The organism is Caballeronia sp. ATUFL_F1_KS4A, assembly GCF_023630905.1.
GTDB classification, from domain to species: Bacteria; Pseudomonadota; Gammaproteobacteria; order Burkholderiales; family Burkholderiaceae; genus Caballeronia; species Caballeronia zhejiangensis.
On record NZ_JALQEB010000001.1, the window covers coordinates 437,170 to 456,233 of the forward strand.

Annotated in this window: 17 protein-coding genes and 1 other RNA gene; 14 read left to right on the plus strand and 4 right to left on the minus strand. The window is 62.7% G+C overall.

Annotation, left to right across the window (positions count from 1 at the left end):
• Window positions 1-57: 57 nt before the first annotated feature.
• Window positions 58-3,180 (plus strand): sensor domain-containing protein, encoded by a 3,123-nt coding sequence (locus NCS03_RS02065; RefSeq protein WP_250528698.1) that lies wholly within the window; start codon window positions 58-60, stop codon window positions 3,178-3,180.
• 10 nt (window positions 3,181-3,190) lie between these two features.
• On the opposite strand, the gene NCS03_RS02070 is transcribed toward NCS03_RS02065, so the two are convergent.
• Window positions 3,191-3,586: an acyl-CoA thioesterase gene (locus NCS03_RS02070; RefSeq protein WP_008351593.1), complete on the minus strand. Its 396-nt coding sequence runs from the start codon at window positions 3,584-3,586 to the stop codon at window positions 3,191-3,193.
• Between the two features lie 237 nt (window positions 3,587-3,823).
• Here NCS03_RS02070 and NCS03_RS02075 point away from each other — a divergent pair, with 237 nt between their 5' ends.
• Entirely contained in the window at window positions 3,824-5,707 is a 1,884-nt protein-coding gene (locus NCS03_RS02075; RefSeq protein WP_250528699.1) for an ABCB family ABC transporter ATP-binding protein/permease, read from the plus strand.
• 10 nt (window positions 5,708-5,717) lie between these two features.
• On the opposite strand, the gene NCS03_RS02080 is transcribed toward NCS03_RS02075, so the two are convergent.
• Window positions 5,718-7,106: an MFS transporter gene (locus NCS03_RS02080; RefSeq protein WP_034470596.1), complete on the minus strand. Its 1,389-nt coding sequence runs from the start codon at window positions 7,104-7,106 to the stop codon at window positions 5,718-5,720.
• A gap of 275 nt (window positions 7,107-7,381) precedes the next feature.
• Between NCS03_RS02080 and NCS03_RS02085 the strand changes: the two genes are divergently transcribed.
• From NCS03_RS02085 to NCS03_RS02110, 6 genes are all read left to right on the plus strand, one after another.
• Complete coding sequence (locus NCS03_RS02085; protein WP_008351590.1) at window positions 7,382-8,353, plus strand: LysR substrate-binding domain-containing protein; 972 nt, start codon at window positions 7,382-7,384, stop codon at window positions 8,351-8,353.
• 108 nt (window positions 8,354-8,461) lie between these two features.
• Window positions 8,462-9,775, plus strand: a complete 1,314-nt coding sequence (locus NCS03_RS02090; protein WP_008351589.1) for a Glu/Leu/Phe/Val family dehydrogenase — start codon at window positions 8,462-8,464, stop codon at window positions 9,773-9,775.
• Window positions 9,776-10,048: 273 nt separating this feature from the next.
• Window positions 10,049-10,942, plus strand: coding sequence for a glutamate/aspartate ABC transporter substrate-binding protein (locus NCS03_RS02095; protein WP_008351588.1), 894 nt, complete (start codon window positions 10,049-10,051; stop codon window positions 10,940-10,942).
• A gap of 68 nt (window positions 10,943-11,010) precedes the next feature.
• Window positions 11,011-11,751, plus strand: a complete 741-nt coding sequence (locus tag NCS03_RS02100; protein ID WP_008351587.1) for an amino acid ABC transporter permease — start codon at window positions 11,011-11,013, stop codon at window positions 11,749-11,751.
• The gene (gltK, locus tag NCS03_RS02105; protein WP_008351586.1) at window positions 11,752-12,429 is read left to right on the plus strand and encodes a glutamate/aspartate ABC transporter permease GltK; all 678 of its coding nucleotides are present in this window, start codon (window positions 11,752-11,754) and stop codon (window positions 12,427-12,429) included.
• A complete protein-coding gene (locus tag NCS03_RS02110; RefSeq protein ID WP_250528700.1) occupies window positions 12,426-13,151 on the plus strand; it encodes an amino acid ABC transporter ATP-binding protein in 726 nt (241 codons plus the stop codon). Before gltK ends, NCS03_RS02110 begins: the two co-directional genes overlap by 4 nt.
• A gap of 50 nt (window positions 13,152-13,201) precedes the next feature.
• Here NCS03_RS02110 and NCS03_RS02115 read toward each other — a convergent pair whose 3' ends face one another.
• Entirely contained in the window at window positions 13,202-14,104 is a 903-nt protein-coding gene (locus NCS03_RS02115) for a class II glutamine amidotransferase (RefSeq protein ID WP_075583487.1), read from the minus strand.
• 180 nt (window positions 14,105-14,284) lie between these two features.
• On the opposite strand from NCS03_RS02115, the gene pyrC reads away from it, so the two are divergent.
• The 3 genes from pyrC (at window position 14,285) to rnpB (ending at window position 16,598) form a co-directional block, all read left to right on the plus strand.
• Window positions 14,285-15,349 carry a dihydroorotase gene (pyrC, locus tag NCS03_RS02120; protein ID WP_175979792.1) on the plus strand — a complete coding sequence of 355 codons (1,065 nt, stop codon included), beginning with the start codon at window positions 14,285-14,287 and terminating at the stop codon, window positions 15,347-15,349.
• A 10-nt stretch (window positions 15,350-15,359) separates the two neighbouring features.
• Window positions 15,360-16,172 carry a DUF3025 domain-containing protein gene (locus tag NCS03_RS02125; RefSeq protein WP_033536582.1) on the plus strand — a complete coding sequence of 271 codons (813 nt, stop codon included), beginning with the start codon at window positions 15,360-15,362 and terminating at the stop codon, window positions 16,170-16,172.
• 13 nt (window positions 16,173-16,185) lie between these two features.
• Window positions 16,186-16,598, plus strand: an RNA gene (gene rnpB, locus NCS03_RS02130) — RNase P RNA component class A.
• A gap of 66 nt (window positions 16,599-16,664) precedes the next feature.
• Here rnpB and NCS03_RS02135 read toward each other — a convergent pair.
• A complete protein-coding gene (locus NCS03_RS02135) occupies window positions 16,665-17,087 on the minus strand; it encodes an OsmC family protein (RefSeq protein WP_014190403.1) in 423 nt (140 codons plus the stop codon).
• A gap of 583 nt (window positions 17,088-17,670) precedes the next feature.
• Here NCS03_RS02135 and rplM point away from each other — a divergent pair.
• From rplM to erpA, 3 genes are all read left to right on the plus strand, one after another.
• Window positions 17,671-18,099, plus strand: coding sequence for a 50S ribosomal protein L13 (rplM, locus tag NCS03_RS02140; RefSeq protein ID WP_008351572.1), 429 nt, complete (start codon window positions 17,671-17,673; stop codon window positions 18,097-18,099).
• Between the two features lie 11 nt (window positions 18,100-18,110).
• A complete protein-coding gene (gene rpsI / locus NCS03_RS02145; protein ID WP_008351569.1) occupies window positions 18,111-18,503 on the plus strand; it encodes a 30S ribosomal protein S9 in 393 nt (130 codons plus the stop codon).
• Window positions 18,504-18,698: 195 nt separating this feature from the next.
• Window positions 18,699-19,064, plus strand: coding sequence for an iron-sulfur cluster insertion protein ErpA (gene erpA / locus NCS03_RS02150; protein ID WP_008351567.1), 366 nt, complete (start codon window positions 18,699-18,701; stop codon window positions 19,062-19,064).

Here is a 19,064-nt window from a genome sequence, read left to right on the forward strand (position 1 = left end):
CGCCACGCCGCGCATTGCGTTCGATGTGCGCGCATCAAAGGGATTAGCCCGCTCTTCATGACTCGATTCCTCTCCAGAGGTTTGCTCGTCAACATTGCCGTCGTGCTGGCCGCGCTCGGCGCCAACGCGTTCGTCGCCTGCGAGCGGATCGGCGGTCTGCGTGAAAGCGACGCGCGCACCTTGCGCTCGATGAGCCTGCTGCGCGACCTCGCGAACTATCGCAGCACGCTCGGCGAATCGCTGACGCAACTGAGCCGCTTCGAAGCGACCGGCATCGCGGAAACCGCAGCGGGCCATCAGGAACGCGTGGCGCATCTCGACGCGCTCGAAAGCGGCCTGCGCGCGCAGTTCGAAATGGAGCCCGGCATGATGGGCGCATTCGATGCGCTCGCCGCCCGCGCCGCCGTCATGCGGCACGACGCCGACGTCGCCTTCGAGCGCGCGAGGAAGGCGAGCCCCGACGCGTCCCGTGCATGGGCCGATGCGGCGTTCGTTACGCTCGGCGAGGATCAGCAAGGCGTCGACGACGAGCTCGCGGCGGTGCGCTCGCGCATCGACAACGCGACGATCGGCGCGCTCGATCAGTCCGCGCGGGCGTCGAGCGGCGCCATGCTGCTGCTCGTCTTCACGATGCTCGCGGGCAGCGCCGTGCTGATCTGGCTCTTCGCGAGCCGCGAGCGGCAATCGCGCGAGAAGCTCGGCGCGGCGCGCGCGCGACAGCGCAGCAACGAGCGCTTTCGCGGCATGTTCGAGGCGCATCCGGTGCCGATGTGGATCGTCGATAGCGAGACGATGCGCTTCGTTGCCGTGAATCAGGCCGCGATCGAACACTTCGGCTTCAACGAGCCGGAGTTCATGAACATGACGCTGCGCGATCTGCATCATGCGGACGACTTCGACAGCTTCGCCGCGCGTCTTGCGCGCAGCGGCGGCGAAGGCGGCGAGCGGGGCGAGCGCGCTCAGTCGGGACGAGGTTCGGCGGGCGTCTGGCGCTATCGCTGCAAGGACGGATCGATCGTGGGCGCGGACGTGTCGCATCACTCGCTCATCTACTCGAGCCGGCCGGGCATCTTCATGCTGGCGAACGACGTGACCGACCGCATCAACGCGGAAGCCGAAGCGCGCCGCTCGAACGAGATGCTCGAAGCGGTCATCGACAACATTCCGCAGCGCGTGTTCTGGAAGGACCGCGAACTGCGCTATCTCGGCTGCAACAATGCGTTCGCGCGCGATGCGGGTCTCGCGTACAACGAGCAGGTCATCGGCAAGACGGATTTCGACTTGCCGTGGAGCGCGCTCGCGGATCTGGTGCGCGCGGACGACGAAGAGGTCATCGTCACGACCGTGCCGAAGATGCATCATGAGCGCGACATCGTGATGGGCGACCAGTTGCGCACCGTCGTTTCGAGCAAGCTGCCGTTGCTCGACGGCGAAGGGCAGACCATCGGCGTGCTCGGTTCGTATCACGACGTCACCGATCACAAGCGCGCCGAACTCGCGCTGCGTCTGCAAAGCCGCGCGCTGGACGCGAGCGTGAACGCGATTCTGATCACCGGCGTCGTCGATGGCGCGAACGTGATCGAGTATGCGAATCCGGCGTTCAAGCGCATCACGGGTTATGACCCGAGCGAGGTCATCGGCCAGGATTGCCGCTTTTTGCACGGCCCGGACGGAGATCAGGAAGGGCTCACGTCGATCCGCCGCGCGCTCGACGCGAACATGGAAGCGAGCGTCGTCGTGCGCAACTATCGCAAGGACGGCGCGCTCTTCTGGAACCAGCTCTTCGTCGCGCCGGTGCCGAACGCGCAGGGCATGACCACGCATCACATCGGCATCATCAACGACGTGACCGATCTGATGCGCTATCAGGAAGAGCTCGAATATCAGGCGAATTACGACACGCTCACGCGCCTGCCGAATCGCAATCTGCTGAAAGATCGCCTGCAGCACGCGATAGAAACGGCGCGGCGGCGCGATGCGAAGATCGCGGTCGTGTTCATGGATCTCGACGGCTTCAAGAACGTCAACGACAGTCTCGGCCACAGCGTCGGCGACCGTCTGCTTGCGGTGATCGCGGAGCGGCTCGCGCGCTCGGCGCGTACGAGCGATACGGTCGCGCGTCACGGCGGCGACGAGTTCGTCGTCGTGCTGCCGGACATCACCGACGAAGCCGGTCTCATCGTGTGGATGGAGCGCACGCGCGCGGCGATCTCCGAACCGGTGTGGATCGACGACACCGAGCTGTATGTCGGCTGCAGCATGGGCGCGAGTCTTTATCCGCAAGACGGCGACGACGCCGAAACCGTGATGAAGAAGGCCGACCTCGCGATGTATCGCGCGAAGGACATGGGCCGCAACAACTATCAGTTTTATCAGCCGGAGATGAACGCGAGCGTCGGCGCGCGCATGAATCTCGAACGGCGCTTGCGGCGCGCGCTGCGCGACGGCGAATTCCTGCTGCACTATCAGCCGCAGGTCGACATGTCGACGCGTCAGATCGTCGGCATCGAAGCGCTCGTGCGCTGGCGCGACCCCGAGCAAGGGCTCGTGTCGCCGGCGTCGTTCATTCCGGTGGCGGAGGAGAGCGGGCTGATCGGACCGCTTTCCGAATGGGTGCTGCGCGAAGCGTGCCGGCAGAACAAGGCGTGGCAGGATGCGGGGCTGCCGCCGGCGCGCGTGTCGGTGAACTTGTCGGCGCGGCATTTCCAGCAGCGCGACATCGCCCGGCTCGTGACTTCGGTGCTCGAAGAGACGGGCCTTGCGCCGCGCTATCTCGAACTCGAACTCACCGAAAGCGCGATCATGCGCAACGCCGAGGAAGCGATCACGATGCTCTCGGAGCTATCGGCGCTCGGCATCGGTATTGCAATCGACGACTTCGGCACCGGCTATTCGAGCCTGTCGTATCTCAAGCGCTTTCCGGTGCATCGGCTGAAGATCGATCGCTCGTTCGTCGCGGATATCGGCTCGTCGGGCGACGATGAAACCATCACGTCGGCGATCATCGCGCTCGCGCATTCGCTCGAGATGCAGGTGATCGCGGAGGGCGTCGAAACGCACGCGCAGCACGATTTCCTGCGCGAGCGCGATTGCGACGAAATGCAGGGCTACCTTTTCTCGCGCCCGATGCCGCACGAGGCGATTCCGGGCCTTTTGCAGCAGGGCGTGCTGCCCCACTGATCGATTCTTATCAGTCCAGCGACGGCAGCACGCGCGGGCGGCGATCGCGGTCAGTCGCGACGTAGGTGAGCGTCGCTTCCGTCACCTTGACGACTTCTTCGGCGAGGCTCATGCGCTGCGCCCAGACTTCGACCGACACCGTGATGGACGTGTTGCCCGTCTTGACGATGTCGGCGTAAAAGCTCAGCAGATCGCCGACGAAAACCGGGTGCTTGAACAGGAACGAATTCACGGCGACGGTCGCGACGCGGCCGTTCGCGCGGCGGCTCGCCGGAATGGAGCCGGCGATATCGACCTGCGCCATGATCCATCCGCCGAAGACGTCGCCGTGGACGTTGGCGTCGGCGGGCTGCGGCACGACGCGCAGCGCGACGTGTTTCTCAGGAAGATTGGGATGGTCGGTCATGGGAGGCGTTCCGGTTTGCAAGGCGGCGCGAAGGCTGGCGCGCGTGAGCGGCCTCTTGAACCTTCTGCGACAATGCCTATTTATGAATGAGCCCGATTGCGCGCGACGTCGCGCCAGGGCTTGCAGCAAATTGTACGGGAAAGCATCCAGACGAAGTTGCGCCCGTTTCGACGATAAAAACCTTCCCCACGCCGCGCCCGACTCCATTCGCGCGACGCGCTCGAACGATACGAACTCATGCGCCGCTTCCCGAACGCAGAGCCCGGGCCCGCGCAGCAAGGCCCGCGCAACGACTGGCAGACGATCCGCTCGCTGCTGCCTTATCTCACGACGTACAAATGGCGCGTCGCGTTCGCGCTGACGTGCCTCATCGGCGCGAAGGTCGCGAACCTCGGCGTGCCGATCGTGATGAAGCGCATCGTCGACGGCCTCGCTTCCGTGCAGCATCTCACCGCGCTCGGACGCGCGAACGATTCGCCGGGCATCGTGCTGATCGGCGGAATCGGGCTGCTCGTCGTCGCGTATGCGGCCGCGCGGCTTTCTACGTCGCTCTTCACCGAGTTGCGCGAACTGCTCTTCGCCAAGGTCACGGAAAGCGCCGTGCGGCAACTCGCGCTGCAAGTGTTCCGGCATCTGCATTCGCTGTCGCTGCGCTTTCATCTGGAGCGACAGACGGGCGGCATGTCGCGCGATATCGAACGCGGCACGCGCGGCATCCAGCAGCTCGTTTCGTATTCGCTCTACAGCATTCTGCCGACGCTCGTCGAGGTCGGACTCGTGCTCGCGTTCTTCGTGACGAAGTACGAGGCGTATTACGCGATCGTCACGTTCATCGCGCTCGTCACGTATATCGTGTTCACGGTGAAGGTGACGGAGTGGCGCACGCACTTTCGCCGCACGATGAACGATCTCGATTCGAAAGCGAATTCGCGCGCGATCGATTCGCTGCTCAACTACGAGACCGTGAAATACTTCGGCAACGAAGAGTGGGAAACGGGCCGTTACGATGAAAATCTTCAGCGCTATCGCGCGGCCGCGATCAAGTCGCAGCGCTCGCTGTCGATGCTGAACTTCGGGCAGCAGACGATCATCGGCGTGGGGCTCGTTTTCATCCTCTGGCGCGCGACGCAGGGCGTGATGGCGGGGCGTCTGACGCTCGGCGATCTCGTGCTCATCAACACCTTCATGTTGCAGTTGTACATTCCGCTGAATTTTCTCGGCGTCGTGTATCGCGAACTGAAGCAGGCGCTGACCGACATGGATCGCATGTTCACGCTGCTCGGCGCGGGCCGCGAAGTGCCCGATGCGCCGAACGCGCCCGCGCTTGCCGTGCGCGGCGGCGAAGTGCGCTTCGAGAACGTGAGCTTCGCGTATGAGAAGGCGCGGCCGATCCTGCATGGCGTCGATTTCACGATTCCCGCGGGCACGACGACGGCGGTCGTCGGACACAGCGGCTCGGGCAAATCGACGCTCGGCCGGCTGCTCTTTCGCTTCTACGATCTCGATCGCGCGCAGGGCGGCAGCATTCGCATCGACGGGCAGGACATTCGCGACGTCACACAGGATTCGTTGCGCGCGGCGATCGGCATCGTGCCGCAGGACACCGTGCTCTTCAACGATTCGATCTATTACAACATCGCGTACGGGCGTCCTTCGGCGAGCCGCGACGAAGTGATCGCGGCGGCGCGCGCGGCGCATATTCACGATTTCATCGAGGCGTTGCCAGCGGGCTATGACACGGCCGTCGGCGAGCGTGGATTGAAGCTGTCGGGTGGCGAGAAGCAGCGCGTCGCGATCGCGCGCACGCTGCTCAAGAATCCGCCGATTTTGATCTTCGACGAAGCCACGTCCGCGCTCGATTCGAATTCCGAGCGCGCGATTCAGCACGAACTCGACTCGATCGCGCGCGAGCGGACGACACTCATCATCGCGCATCGGCTATCGACGGTCGTGCATGCGCAGCAGATCATCGTGATGGATCACGGGCGCATCGTCGAGCGCGGCACGCATGCGGAGTTGCTGCGTGCGGGCGGGCTGTTCGCGCAGATGTGGGCGCTTCAGCAACAGCGCGCCGCCAGCTCCGGCGAAGGAGAGGCGGCGCTGGCGACACTGGGCGAATGACGCGCTGTCCTCACTCCATCGCGTGCGCGCCGCCGATGGCGACGCCATCGTGCGATTGCGAAGCCGTCGACGACCAGCGCAGCCACTGACCGCGCAGCGCGAAGAGCGCGCCGAACGCGCACGTTGCGAGCACGCCGAACGTGGCGAAGCCCATTTGATAGCTGCCCGTGCTTTCCTTCGCGATGCCCATGATGACCGGCAGATAGAACCCGCCGATACCGCCCGCTGCGCCGACGATTCCCGACAGCAATCCCGTCTTGCCCTTCCAGCGATGCGGGACGAGCTGGAACGTCGAGCCGTTGCCCAGGCCGAACGCGATATACAGGCAGATGAGAATCGCGAGACCGCCCGCGACCGGCGGCATCCAGATCGCGAACGCGAAGTCGCCGATGGCGATGGCCGCGAGCAGCACGAGCAGCGCACGCACGCCGGTCACGCGATCGGCGACATAACCGCCGAACGGACGCACGATCGCGCCGAGAAACGCGAGCAGCGACATGAAGAGGCCGGCTTCGAGCTTCGGCATCTGATAAAGCGAGGTAAGCAGCAGCGTCACATACGACGACATGCCGACGAAACCGCCGAACGTGATGCTGTAAATGAGCATGATGACCCACGTATCGCGCTCGCCGAGCACCGACCGATAATGCCGCGGCAGCACCGCGATCGCAATGAGCGCGCCGATCACCGGCAAGAGCAGCACGCCCGCCTTGCCGCCGCCGAACACGCCCGCGTTGACCGCGAGCACCAGCACGATCAGGCTCACGAGCGTCACCGCGAAGCTCGACAGCGCGCGCATCGTGCTGCCGGTTTTCACGCCGGCGTCGGACGCCCATGCGAAGAGCGCGACGCCCGTAATCGCGAGCAGCGGCAGCGCGGCGGCGGTCGACATCTGCCAGCCGAAGGCATCGGCGAGATGCGGGAACAGGAAGCCGTCGAGCACCGCGCCGATGTTGCCTGCCGCGGCGAGTCCGAGCACGAGGCCCTGCACCTTCGGCGGATAGTTGCTGCCAGCCATCGGCAACGCGACGGCGAAGCTCGCGCCGCCCATGCCGAGGAACACGCCGAGCACAAGCAACACCGCATACGACGGCACGCCGGGCATGAGCGGCAGCACGATCGACGGAATCGACGAGAGCAGGACGCCCATCAGCGCGACGCGCCGTCCATCGGTCGATTGATAGAGGTTGCCGAGCGTCACGCGCAGAATGGCGGCGGCCAGCACCGGCACCGCGACGAGAAAGCCTTGCTGCGCGGCGGACATCGTCACGTCGCGTCCGATGAACGGCGCGAGCGGCCCATACAGTACCCAGACGGTAAAGCCCGTATCGAAGTAGAGGAAGCAGGCGAGGAGCGAGCGCCAGTTGCCGCTCTTGAGCGATGCGATCAGATTGGACATTGCGGGTTCCGTATATGCGCGTGCTGCCGAATGAGCACGCGACGGCCCCGAAAATTGCAAGCATCATGCCAATGGAATGCATATTTACCGATGCGCCGGGTAGCGCAAGGGTCGGCGAGGGATCAGAGCACGCGTGAGGTTCCGCGTCCCGCAAACCGACAGCACCGCGTCCGTGCGTGACCGCATGCGAATGGTGCGCCGCGCCTTCGCACGGCTCATGCGCCCGCTAGAATGCGTTCTTTGCCAAGGAAGCGCCGCGCGCGCCCGAGAAACGCATGGAACTGAAATGGCTGGAAGACTTCGTGTCGCTCGCGGAGACGCGCAGCTTCAGTCGATCCGCCGAGCTTCGGCACATCACGCAGCCCGCGTTCTCGCGACGCATTCAGGCGCTCGAAGCGTGGCTCGGCACGGAACTCATCGACCGGTCGGTGTATCCGACGCGCCTCACGCAAGCCGGCAACGTGTTCTACGAGCAGGCGCTCGCGATGCTCTCGCAGTTCCACGAAGCGCGCACGCTATTGCGCGGACAAGGCGGCGTGCCGTCGGCGACCATCGAATTCGCCGTGCCGCACACGCTTTCGCTCACGTATTTTCCGCGCTGGCTCGAACACATCGAGGCGCGGCTCGGACGCATCCGCACGCGACTGCGCGCGCTCAATGTGCACGATGCGGTGCTGTCGCTCGTCGAAGGCGGTGTCGATCTCGTGATGGGCTATCACCATCCGAGTCATCCGGTTGCGCTCGATCCCGCGCGCTACGACATGCTCACGCTCGGCGCCGAACCGATCAGCCCGTTTTCCGCCGTGACCAAAGGCGGACGCGCGCGCTTCACGCTGCCCGCGACGGCCGAATCGCCGGTGCCGTATCTGTCGTACACGCCTAATGCGTACCTCGGGCGCATGACGGAAGTCATCATCGCGACCGCGCCGACGCGCCTCTATCTCGACAAGGTCTATGAAACCGACATGGCCGAAGGTCTGAAAGCGATGGCGCTCGCCGGTCATGGCGTCGCGTTCCTGCCGCACAGCGCTGTCGAGGATGCAGTGGAAGAAGGGCGGCTCGTGCGCCTCGATCGCGGCACGCGCGGCACGCCCGCCGGCCAGTTCACGCTGACGATGGAAATCCGCCTTTATCGCGACAAGCTCGCAGCGCAGGGCGAAGAGCCGCGACAGGCATTGATGCGCGCGCTATGGGACGCGGTCGGTGAGGAATTGCTGAAGGCGCAGCCTGAGAAGCCCGCGGCATAAGGCTCGGCGACGTTATGCAAGTTTTGCATGACGGGATAAGGAAACGGCATTGGATTTGGAAACGACGTTTTTCGACAATGAGCGAATTCCTTCACCGCTGGAGCATCAATGTCTGCCTCGAAGCAACCTGTGCAAGCGCCGGACGCAAAACACGCCATCCCGTCGTATCTCCATGCCGATGATCTCGGTCCCTGGGGAAACTATCTGCAACAGGTCGATCGCGTTGCCCCGTATCTCGGTTCTCTCTCCCGCTGGCTCGAAACCCTCAAGCGCCCGAAGCGCATTCTCGTCGTCGATTGCCCGATCGAGCTGGATAACGGCACCGTCGCGCATTTCGAGGGTTATCGCGTGCAGCACAACACGTCGCGCGGTCCCGGCAAGGGTGGCGTGCGTTACCACCAGGACGTGACGCTCTCCGAAGTGATGGCGCTGTCCGCGTGGATGTCGGTGAAGAACGCGGCGGTAAACGTGCCGTACGGCGGCGCGAAGGGCGGCATTCGTGTCGATCCGCGCACGCTGTCGCGTGGCGAACTGGAACGCGTGACGCGTCGCTATACGAGCGAGATCGGCATCATCATCGGGCCGAACACGGACATTCCCGCGCCGGACGTGAACACGAACGAGCAGATCATGGCGTGGATGATGGACACCTACTCCATGAACCAGGGCCAGACGGCAACCGGCGTCGTGACCGGCAAGCCGATTTCGCTCGGCGGTTCGCTCGGCCGCAAGGAAGCGACGGGGCGCGGCGTGTTCGTCGTCGGCACGGAAGCGGCGCGGCGCATCGGCATGGAGATCGAAGGCGCGCGCATCGCGGTGCAGGGCTTCGGCAACGTCGGCGGCATCGCGGCCAAGCTGTTCCAAGAAGCGGGCGCGAAGGTCATCGCCGTGCAGGATCACACGGGAACGATTCATAACTCGAAGGGCATCGATACCGTCGCGCTGCTCGATCACGTCGCGAAGAACGGCGGCGTGGGCGGCTTCGCGGGCGCGGATCCGGTACAGGCGGAAGAATTCTGGATGATCGAAAGCGACATCCTCATTCCGGCCGCGCTGGAAAACCAGATCACCGAGAAGAACGCGTCGAAGATCCGCACGAAGATCGTCGTCGAAGGCGCGAACGGCCCGACCACGACCGCGGCCGACGACATCCTCAACGACAAGGGTATCCTCGTGATCCCGGACGTGATCGCGAATGCGGGCGGCGTGACCGTGTCGTACTTCGAATGGGTGCAGGACTTCTCGAGCTTCTTCTGGACCGAGGACGAGATCAATCAGCGTCTCGAGCGCGTGATGCGCGAAGCGTTCGCGGGCGTGTGGCAGGTCGCGAGCGAGCACAAGGTATCGGTGCGCACGGCGGCGTTCATCGTCGCGTGTACGCGCATTCTGCAGGCGCGCGAGATGCGCGGGCTGTATCCCTGATTCGGTGTCAGGCGGTCGTGCCCTTTAATTGATTGCGGGCGGCATTTCATTCGGAATGCCGCCCGCATTTGCATGAAAGCGACAAGTCGGCCGACTCGCTGCATTCGGTCAAGCATGGTCACAAAAACGCCAGTAATATGCGCGGTCGCACCGGGTTGCACCCTTACGGCGACAGCGTCTCAGAAATAAGACGGTCGTGGGTTAACAATCATTCTTTCAGAATAATTACCCTGCTAAACTTGCCCCGGTTTTTCGCCACAGGAGATCGAACACATGAAGGTTAAAAAGGCTGCGCTGCTCGTCGCCGCGCTCGGGTTTCTCGCCACCGGCGCATACGCTCAAGACGCCGGCACGCTGAAGAAAATCAAGGACACGGGCGTGATCTCGCTGGGGCATCGCGAATCGTCCATTCCGTTTTCCTACTATGACGACAAGCAGCAAGTCGTCGGCTACTCGCATGAGTTCGCGCTGAAGGTCGTGGACGCGGTCAAGCAGAAGCTCGGCATGTCCGACCTGAAGGTGAAGCTCACGCCGATCACTTCGCAGAACCGCATTCCGCTCGTGCAGAACGGCACCGTCGATATCGAGTGCGGCTCGACGACGAACAACGCCGAGCGTCAGCAGCAAGTTTCCTTCTCGAACACGATCTTCGTGATCGGCACGCGCCTCATGACCAAGAAGGATTCGGGCGTGAAGGACTGGGCCGACCTGAAGGGCAAGACCGTCGTGACGACCGCCGGCACCACGTCCGAGCGCCTGCTTCGCAAGATGAATCAGGACAAGAACATGGGCATGAACATCATCAGCGCGAAGGATCACGGCGAGTCGTTCCTGACGCTGTCGACCGGCCGCGCCGTCGCGTTCATGATGGACGATGCGCTGCTCGCGGGCGAGCGCGCGAAGTCGAACAACCCGAACGATTTCGTGATCGTCGGTGCGCCGCAATCGCATGAAGCGTACGGCTGCATGATCCGCAAGAACGATCCGGAGTTCAAGAAGGTCGTCGACGACGCGATCGCCAAGGTCGAAACCTCGGGCGAAGCGGACAAGATCTACAAGAAGTGGTTCGAAAGCCCGATTCCGCCGAAGGGTCTCAACCTCAACTTCCCCGAAAGTGAAGACATGAAGGCTCTCTACAAGAGCCCGAATGACAAGGCAATCGACTAACCGGTTCGGTAATCGAACAGACGAAACGGAAGGAGCTTGCTTCTTCCGTTTCTTTTTGGAGTGAGTCCATGTCTTATCACTGGAACTGGGGCATCCTGCTGAGTCCGGTTTCGACCGGCGAGCCCACCACCTATCTCGGCTGGCTGATTTCCGGCTTCTGGGTGACGATCACCGTGTCGCTCGCGGCCTGGGTGATCGCGCTCGTGGTCGGCTCGTTGTTCGGCATCTTGCGCACGGTCCCGAATCGCACGCTGGCGGGTATCGGCACCGTCTACGTCGCGATCTTCCGCAACATTCCGCTGATCGTGCAGTTCTTCGTCTGGTATCTCGTGATACCGGAATTGCTGCCGCCTTCCATCGGCAACTGGTTCAAGCAACTGCCGCCCACCGCGCAGTTCTTTTCGTCGTCGATCATCTGTCTCGGGCTTTTCACTGGCGCACGCGTGTGCGAGCAGGTGCGCTCGGGCATCAACGCGCTGCCGCGCGGACAGCGCAACGCGGGTCTCGCGATGGGCTTCACGCAATGGCAGACGTATCGCTACGTGCTGATGCCGGTCGCGTACCGCATCATCGTGCCGCCGCTCACGTCCGAGTTCCTCAACGTGTTCAAGAACTCGGCGGTCGCGTCGACCATCGGTCTGCTGGATCTGTCCGCTCAGGCGCGCCAGCTCGTCGATTACACGGCGCAGACGTATGAATCGTTCATCGCGGTGACGATCGCCTACATGCTCATCAACCTCGTCGTGATGCAACTGATGCGCTGGGTCGAGGCGAAGACGCGGTTGCCTGGCTACATCGGAGGCAAATAAATGCATCAGTTCAACTGGAGCGGTGTGCTCGCGTCGTGGCCCACGCTGATGACGGGCGCGAAGATCACGCTGCAGATCACCGTGCTCGCCATCGTGGTCGGCATCATCTGGGGCACGATTCTCGCGCTGTTCCGCCTTTCGGGCGTGAAGCCGCTGCAATGGTTCGCGAGCGCGTACGTCACGCTGTTCCGCTCGATTCCGCTCGTGATGGTGCTGCTGTGGTTCTTCCTGATCGTGCCGCAGCTGTTGCAAAACGTGCTCGGACTGTCGGCCGACATCGACATCCGTCTTGCCTCGGCGATGGTCGCGTTCTCGCTCTTCGAAGCCGCGTACTATTCGGAAATCATCCGCGCCGGCATTCAAGCGGTGCCGCGCGGTCAGGTGAACGCGGCGTTCGCGCTCGGCATGACCTACGGCCAGGCGATGAAGCTCGTCGTGCTGCCGCAGGCCTTCCGCGCGATGGTGCCGCTCTTGCTCACGCAGGCGATCGTCCTGTTTCAGGATACGTCGCTCGTCTACGTCATCAGTCTCGCGGACTTCTTCCGCACGGCGACGAACATCGGGGATCGAGACGGCACGTCCGTCGAAATGGTTCTGTTCGCGGGCGCGTGCTATTTCGTGATTTGCGTGGTGGCGTCGGCGCTCGTCAAAAGTCTTCAGAAAAAGGTCGCAAGATGATCTCTATCAAGAATGTTTCCAAGTGGTACGGGCAGTTCCAGGTGCTCACCGACTGCACGACCGAAGTGAAGAAGGGCGAGGTCGTCGTGGTGTGCGGCCCGTCGGGTTCGGGCAAGTCGACGCTCATCAAGACCGTGAACGGCCTGGAGCCGTTCCAGAAGGGCGAAATCACGATCAACGGCCAGTCGCTGACGGACAGGAAGACGAATCTGTCGAAGCTGCGTTCGAAGGTCGGCATGGTGTTCCAGCACTTCGAGCTGTTTCCGCATCTGACGATCACGCAGAACCTGACGCTCGCGCAGATCAAGGTGCTCGGCCGTTCGAGCGACGAAGCCACGCAGAAGGGCATGAAGCTGCTGGATCGCGTCGGCCTGCGCGCGCATGCGGACAAGTTTCCGGGCCAGTTGTCCGGCGGTCAGCAGCAGCGCGTGGCGATTGCGCGCGCGCTGTCGATGGACCCGATCGCGATGCTCTTCGACGAGCCGACGTCCGCGCTCGATCCGGAGATGATCAACGAAGTGCTCGACGTGATGGTCGAACTCGCGCAGGAAGGCATGACCATGATGTGCGTGACGCACGAAATGGGCTTTGCGAAGAAGGTGGCGAATCGCGTGATCTTCATGGATCGCGGGCTCATCGTCGAGGACGATCAGAAGGAAGCGTTCTTCGCGAATCCGAAGTCGGATCGTGCGAAGGATTTCCTCGCGAAGATCCTGCACTGAGTCTCGGCTCGGCAAAGCAAAACGGCGCTTCCGAAAAGAAGCGCCGTTTTTTATTCGATCCCGAGTTCCGATTCCATCGCCGCTGTCGTCCGTATCTCGTCGATCTTCAGCGCGGATCCGATGCACGCCTTCGCGAGCGGCTCGGCCGCTTTCCTCGCCACTTCCTCCGGCACCGGAATATTCGTCGCGCGGGCGAGATCGCCGCACTGGAACATCGCGAGATCGCCGGGGGCGAAGCGCGTCCAGATTTCGTTGTCGGTGAGCGGCGACGTCGCGATCACGGCGACGCGGTCTTCCGGCGTCGTGTACTTGGCGAAATCGATGGACATGTCGGCATCGATCAGATGCGCGGTCGAGAACGGCCAGCTACGCACCAGGTAGTACAAATGCGTCGAGCAGTGCGAGAAGAGCGCCTGCCCGTTCGACATCAGAAAGTTGAAGACGCCGTATTGCGTGATGTCGCGGGTGAGTTCGGCGAGCGCGTCGAACAGTTCGTCGAGCGGCGGCTGCGAGCACGGAAACGCGCGCCGCAAGCCTTGCAGCAGCGCGCAGAAGGCAAGCTCGCTGTCCGTCGTGCCGACCGGCTGATATACGCCGGTGAGTTCGGGTGCGTGGCCTTTGAGGTCGCCGTTGTGCGCGAAGATCCAGTGCCGGCCCCACAGTTCGCGCATGAACGGATGGCAGTTCTCGAGCAGGATATGCCCCTGCGTCGCCTTGCGGATATGCGCGATCGTGTTCTTCGACTTGATCGGATAGCGCTTCACCATGTCCGCGAGCGGCGAACTGGCGGACGACTGATGATCGATGAAAAGCCGGCACGCCTTGTCCTCGAAAAACGCGATGCCCCAGCCGTCGGCATGATGATCGGTGACGCCGCCGCGCGCCGCGAAGCCGGTGAACGAGAACGTCACGTCGGTCGGTTCGGCGCAGTTCATTCCGAGAAGTTGGCACATGATGCTGAGGCGGTCGGCTTTTGGCCTGTTGTTACAATACGTCCGACAAGCATATCACCGAGACCGAATCGAAAAAAACGCGCAAACGCTCGTCGATGCGCGCGTTGTGGAAATTCCACGGCGATTTTTTCCGGTCCTTGCGTGGACTTGCGCCATTCCAACGTTCCCCGTCATCTCGCCATGTCCGCTACTTCATCCTCGCCCAATTCGCTCACGATCGCGCGTCCCGACGACTGGCATCTGCACGTGCGCGACGGCGCGACGCTCGCGGCCGTCCTGCCGCACACGGCGCGCCAGTTCGGCCGCGCAATCATCATGCCGAATCTGAAGCCGCCCGTGACGACGACGGAAATGGCCGCGGCCTATCGCGAGCGCATTCTGGCGGCGCTTCCGAAGGGCGCGCGCTTCGAGCCGTTGATGACGCTCTATCTCACCGACAACACGCCGCCCGACGAAATCCGCCGCGCGAAGGAAAGCGGCTTCGTGCATGGCGTGAAGCTGTATCCGGCGGGCGCGACGACCAATTCCGACGCAGGCGTGACGGATCTGCTCGGCAAATGCGCGAAAACGCTCGAAGCGATGCAGGAAGTCGGCATGCCCTTGCTGACTCACGGCGAAGTGACCGATAGCGACATCGACGTGTTCGATCGCGAGAAAGTGTTCATCGACCGCGTGATGACGCCGCTGCGCCGCGATTTTCCCGCGCTGAAAGTCGTGTTCGAGCACATCACGACGAAGGACGCCGCCGATTACGTGCGCGACGCGGACGGCGAGATCGGCGCGACGATCACCGCGCATCACCTGCTGTACAACCGCAACATCATGCTGGTCGGCGGCATGCGTCCGCATTACTACTGCCTGCCGGTGCTGAAGCGCGAGACGCATCGCGTGGCGCTCGTCGAAGCGGCGACGTCGGGCAATCCGCGCTTTTTCCTCGGCACGGACAGCGCGCCGCATCCGAAGGGCTTGAAGGAGCACGCGTGCGGTTGCGCGGGTTGCTACACGGCGCTGCACGCGCTCGAACTCTATGCGGAAACTTTCGACAAAGCCGGCGCGCTCGACAAGCTCGAAGGCTTCGCGAGCTTCCACGGCGCGGACTTCTACGGTCTGCCGCGCAGCAAGGAATCGGTGACGATCGAGCGCGGTTCGTGGACGTTGCCCGCCGAATTCACCGCCGGCGATTCGACCGTCGTGCCGCTGCGTGGCGGCGAATCGATCGGCTGGCGTTTCGTGGACGCGCAGTAAGCACGCCGACGTGAGCGCGGGTTTCGCCGATATCGACTGGGCGCGGCCTTGGCTCGCGTCCATCGAAGCGCGCGGCAGGCGCTGGCAGACGGCGGCGCTCGCGGGTTACGACAACTATCTCGCGACATTGAACGACGACGCCACGGCCGCCGCGCAGGTCACGGGCCGCGGCAAGCCGCTTGCATTCATCGCGCAGGAAGCGCTGCCTTCGGGTGCGTCGTACGAAGGTCACATCGCGCAGACCGGCTGCGTGCCGACGCGCCACAATCTCCACGATTTCTTCAACGCCTCGATGTGGTTCGCGTATCCGCGCATCAAGGCGGCGCTCAACGCGCGGCAGGCCGAGCAGATCGATACGCTCGGCATCGGACCGACGCGCGGCGGCGTGCGCGACGCGCTCACGCTCTTCGATGAAAACGCGGTGTTCTTCGCCTGCGCCGATGCATCGCTTGGACGCGCGCTGCGCGGTTTCGGCTGGCGCACGCTCTTCGTCGGCGAGCGCGCGGCGTGGGGCACGCGCTGCGAGGCGCGCATTTTCGGGCACGCGTTGCTGGAAAAGCTCGTCGCGCCGTACAAGGCGTGTACGGGACACGCGTGGATCGTCGATGTTCCCGCCGACTATTTTTCGCTCGACGATGCCGCGCGCCGCGCGTTCATCGACGGATGCGTGTCCGAACGGCTGAACGCCGCGCCGATCGACAGCCGCGCGTTCGCGCCGCTGCCGGTGCTGGGCGTGCCGGGCTGGTGGGACGCGAATGCATCGCCCGATTTCTACGACGACGTTTCCGTCTTTCGACCGGGCCGCCGATCGCGCGGATGCTAAAATGACGAGTTGCAAAGCGGGCCAGGCAATCGCGGCCTCCGAGGTGAAAGCCGAAGAGGGCGAGGAAAGTCCGGACTCCACAGGGCAGGGTGATGGCTAACGGCCATCCGTGGCGACACGCGGAACAGGGCAACAGAAAGCAAACCGCCGATGGCTCCGGGCGCAAGTCCGGAGATCAGGTAAGGGTGAAACGGTGCGGTAAGAGCGCACCGCGGACGTCGCGAGACGTTCCGGCACGGTAACCTCCACCCGGAGCAATTCCAAATAGGCAGGCGCGCATCTTCGCGATGCAGGACGGGGCCCCCGTTCGTCTGCGGGTAGGAAGCTTGAGCGCGTCAGTAATGACGCGTCTAGAGGAATGATTGCCACGCGCGTCGCTTTCGGGCGGCGCGTGCACAGAATCCGGCTTATCGGCCCGCTTTGTCGTCATTCAAAAGAGAAGAGCCGGCGTCTCGCGACGTCGGCTCTTTTCGTTTTTGCTTCCGATGAAACTTACGCTTCGACGATCTCGAACGAATGCGTCAGCTCCGCCGATTTCGCCAGCATGATCGACGCGGAGCAATATTTGTCGTGCGACAGGTTGATCGCGCGCTCGACGGTCGCCGGGTTCAGGTTCTTGCCCGTCACGGTGAAGTGAAAGTGGATCTTCGTGAAGACTTTCGGGTCTTCGCTCGCGCGGTCGGCCTTCAGCGTGACCGAGCAGCCCTGGATTTCCTGACGGCTCTTTTTCAGGATCATCACGACGTCGTAGGCGGTGCATCCGCCGGTGCCGAGCAGCACCATTTCCATCGGGCGCGGCGCGAGATTGCGGCCGCCGCCTTCCGGTGCGCCGTCCATGTTTACGAGATGGCCGCTTCCCGTCTCGGCGGCGAAGGCCATGCCGTCTTGTCCCATCCAGCTAACTTTGCATTCCATGCTCAGGCTCCAGCTGCTCAGCGCGTCGTTACAGAGGCTACATTGTAGCGGTTCGGAATTTTTCCACCGGTCGCTGCTTACGAGCATCTACCGGTTGACGAAGCGTAAATCGGCGCGGCGATTCTGATGCCGGCCGTGAGCGCGCCAGTCGAGGACGGGCTCTAAAGGCTCATCGCGACGGCGTCCAAGCAGTCGCGGCCCGTAAACATCTGAAAATAAAGGCCTTTCTGGGGACATGTCCATTGTGCTCACATTCCAGATTATGAAATCATCTTCCACCATGCAAATCTTCTTGCTTTGCAGCATGACCGTGCCTATACTCGTTTCTGTCTCCTCCACCTCCTCCTTTGGTGGATTAAGCCCGAGCCAAGCTGCTCGGGCTTTTTTTCGTCCTCGCGCCTGTCGAAGCATTCTTTTGACGCGGCGACCAAATTCCCTTTATAATTCAAAGTTCTCTTCGCCACACGCCCGCGGAGAGAGGCTTGTGAGAGCCTGCACGCGCCCGGTTTCGACCTGAGCGCACTCATATAAGCAGGGCCGAACAAGACACAGTTCAAGGGCAGATCAATTTTTTGGATCGATCATGAAGACGTTTTCCGCAAAAGCCGAAGAGGTGACGCGCGAATGGTACGTGATTGACGCGACGGATAAGGTTCTCGGCCGTGTCGCCAGCGAAGTGGCACGCCGTCTTCGCGGCAAGCACAAGCCTGAATTCACTCCGCACGTCGACACCGGTGATTTCATCATCGTCGTCAATGCCGGCAAGTTGAAGGTCACCGGCAACAAGACCACGGACAAGAAGTACTATCGTCACTCGGGCTACCCGGGCGGCATCTACGAAACGACGTTCGGCAAGATGCAAGAGCGTTTCCCGGGCCGCGCGCTCGAGAAGGCTGTCAAGGGCATGCTTCCGAAGGGTCCGCTCGGCTACGCGATGATCAAGAAGCTGAAGGTCTACGCCGAAGCAACGCATCCGCATACGGCTCAACAGCCTAAAGCGCTCGAGATCTAAGGGGAGCCCACATGATCGGTAACTGGAACTACGGTACGGGCCGCCGCAAGAGCGCCGTCGCTCGTGTCTTCATCAAGTCGGGCAAGGGCGAAATCATCGTCAATGGCAAGCCCATCGCCGACTACTTCTCGCGTGAAACGTCGCTGATGATCGTGCGCCAGCCGCTCGAACTCACGAACCACGCCACCACGTTCGACATCAAGGTCAACGTGAACGGCGGCGGCGAGACGGGTCAAGCCGGTGCGGTTCGCCACGGCATCACCCGCGCGCTGATGGACTACGACGCTACGCTCAAGTCGCAACTGTCGAACGCAGGCTTCGTCACGCGTGACGCGCGTGAAGTGGAACGTAAGAAGGTCGGTTTCCACAAGGCACGCCGCCGCAAGCAGTTCTCGAAGCGTTAAGCGCTTCTTGCCGGACGGGTTCCGGCGAAGCTGCAAAAGCCGCCCGCACGCCCTGTGCAGGCGGCTTTTTTCGTTTTGGCGCGTTTGGGCTGGACCATGTCGAATTTTCATATAGCCCATTGATTCCATGGACATTCGGCACGATATTGAGATCAGCCCTACAATAGCGGCTAGAAGCTTAATTGGAGAATTCGAATGAGCGCTGTCAGCGACACCCCCACGACCGAAATGCCGATGCCGTTCGTCTTCACCGACGCGGCCGCGGAAAAGGTCAAGTCATTGATCGATGAAGAAGGCAATCCGGATCTGAAGCTGCGCGTGTTCGTGCAAGGCGGCGGCTGCTCGGGTTTCCAGTACGGTTTCACGTTCGACGAAGAAGTGAACGAAGACGACACCGTCATGGACAAGGCTGGCGTGCAGTTGCTCGTCGATTCGATGAGCTATCAGTATCTCGTCGGCGCGGAGATCGACTATAAGGACGACATCAACGGCGCCCAGTTCGTCATCAAGAATCCGAACGCCACGACGACTTGCGGTTGCGGTTCGTCGTTCTCGGTCTAA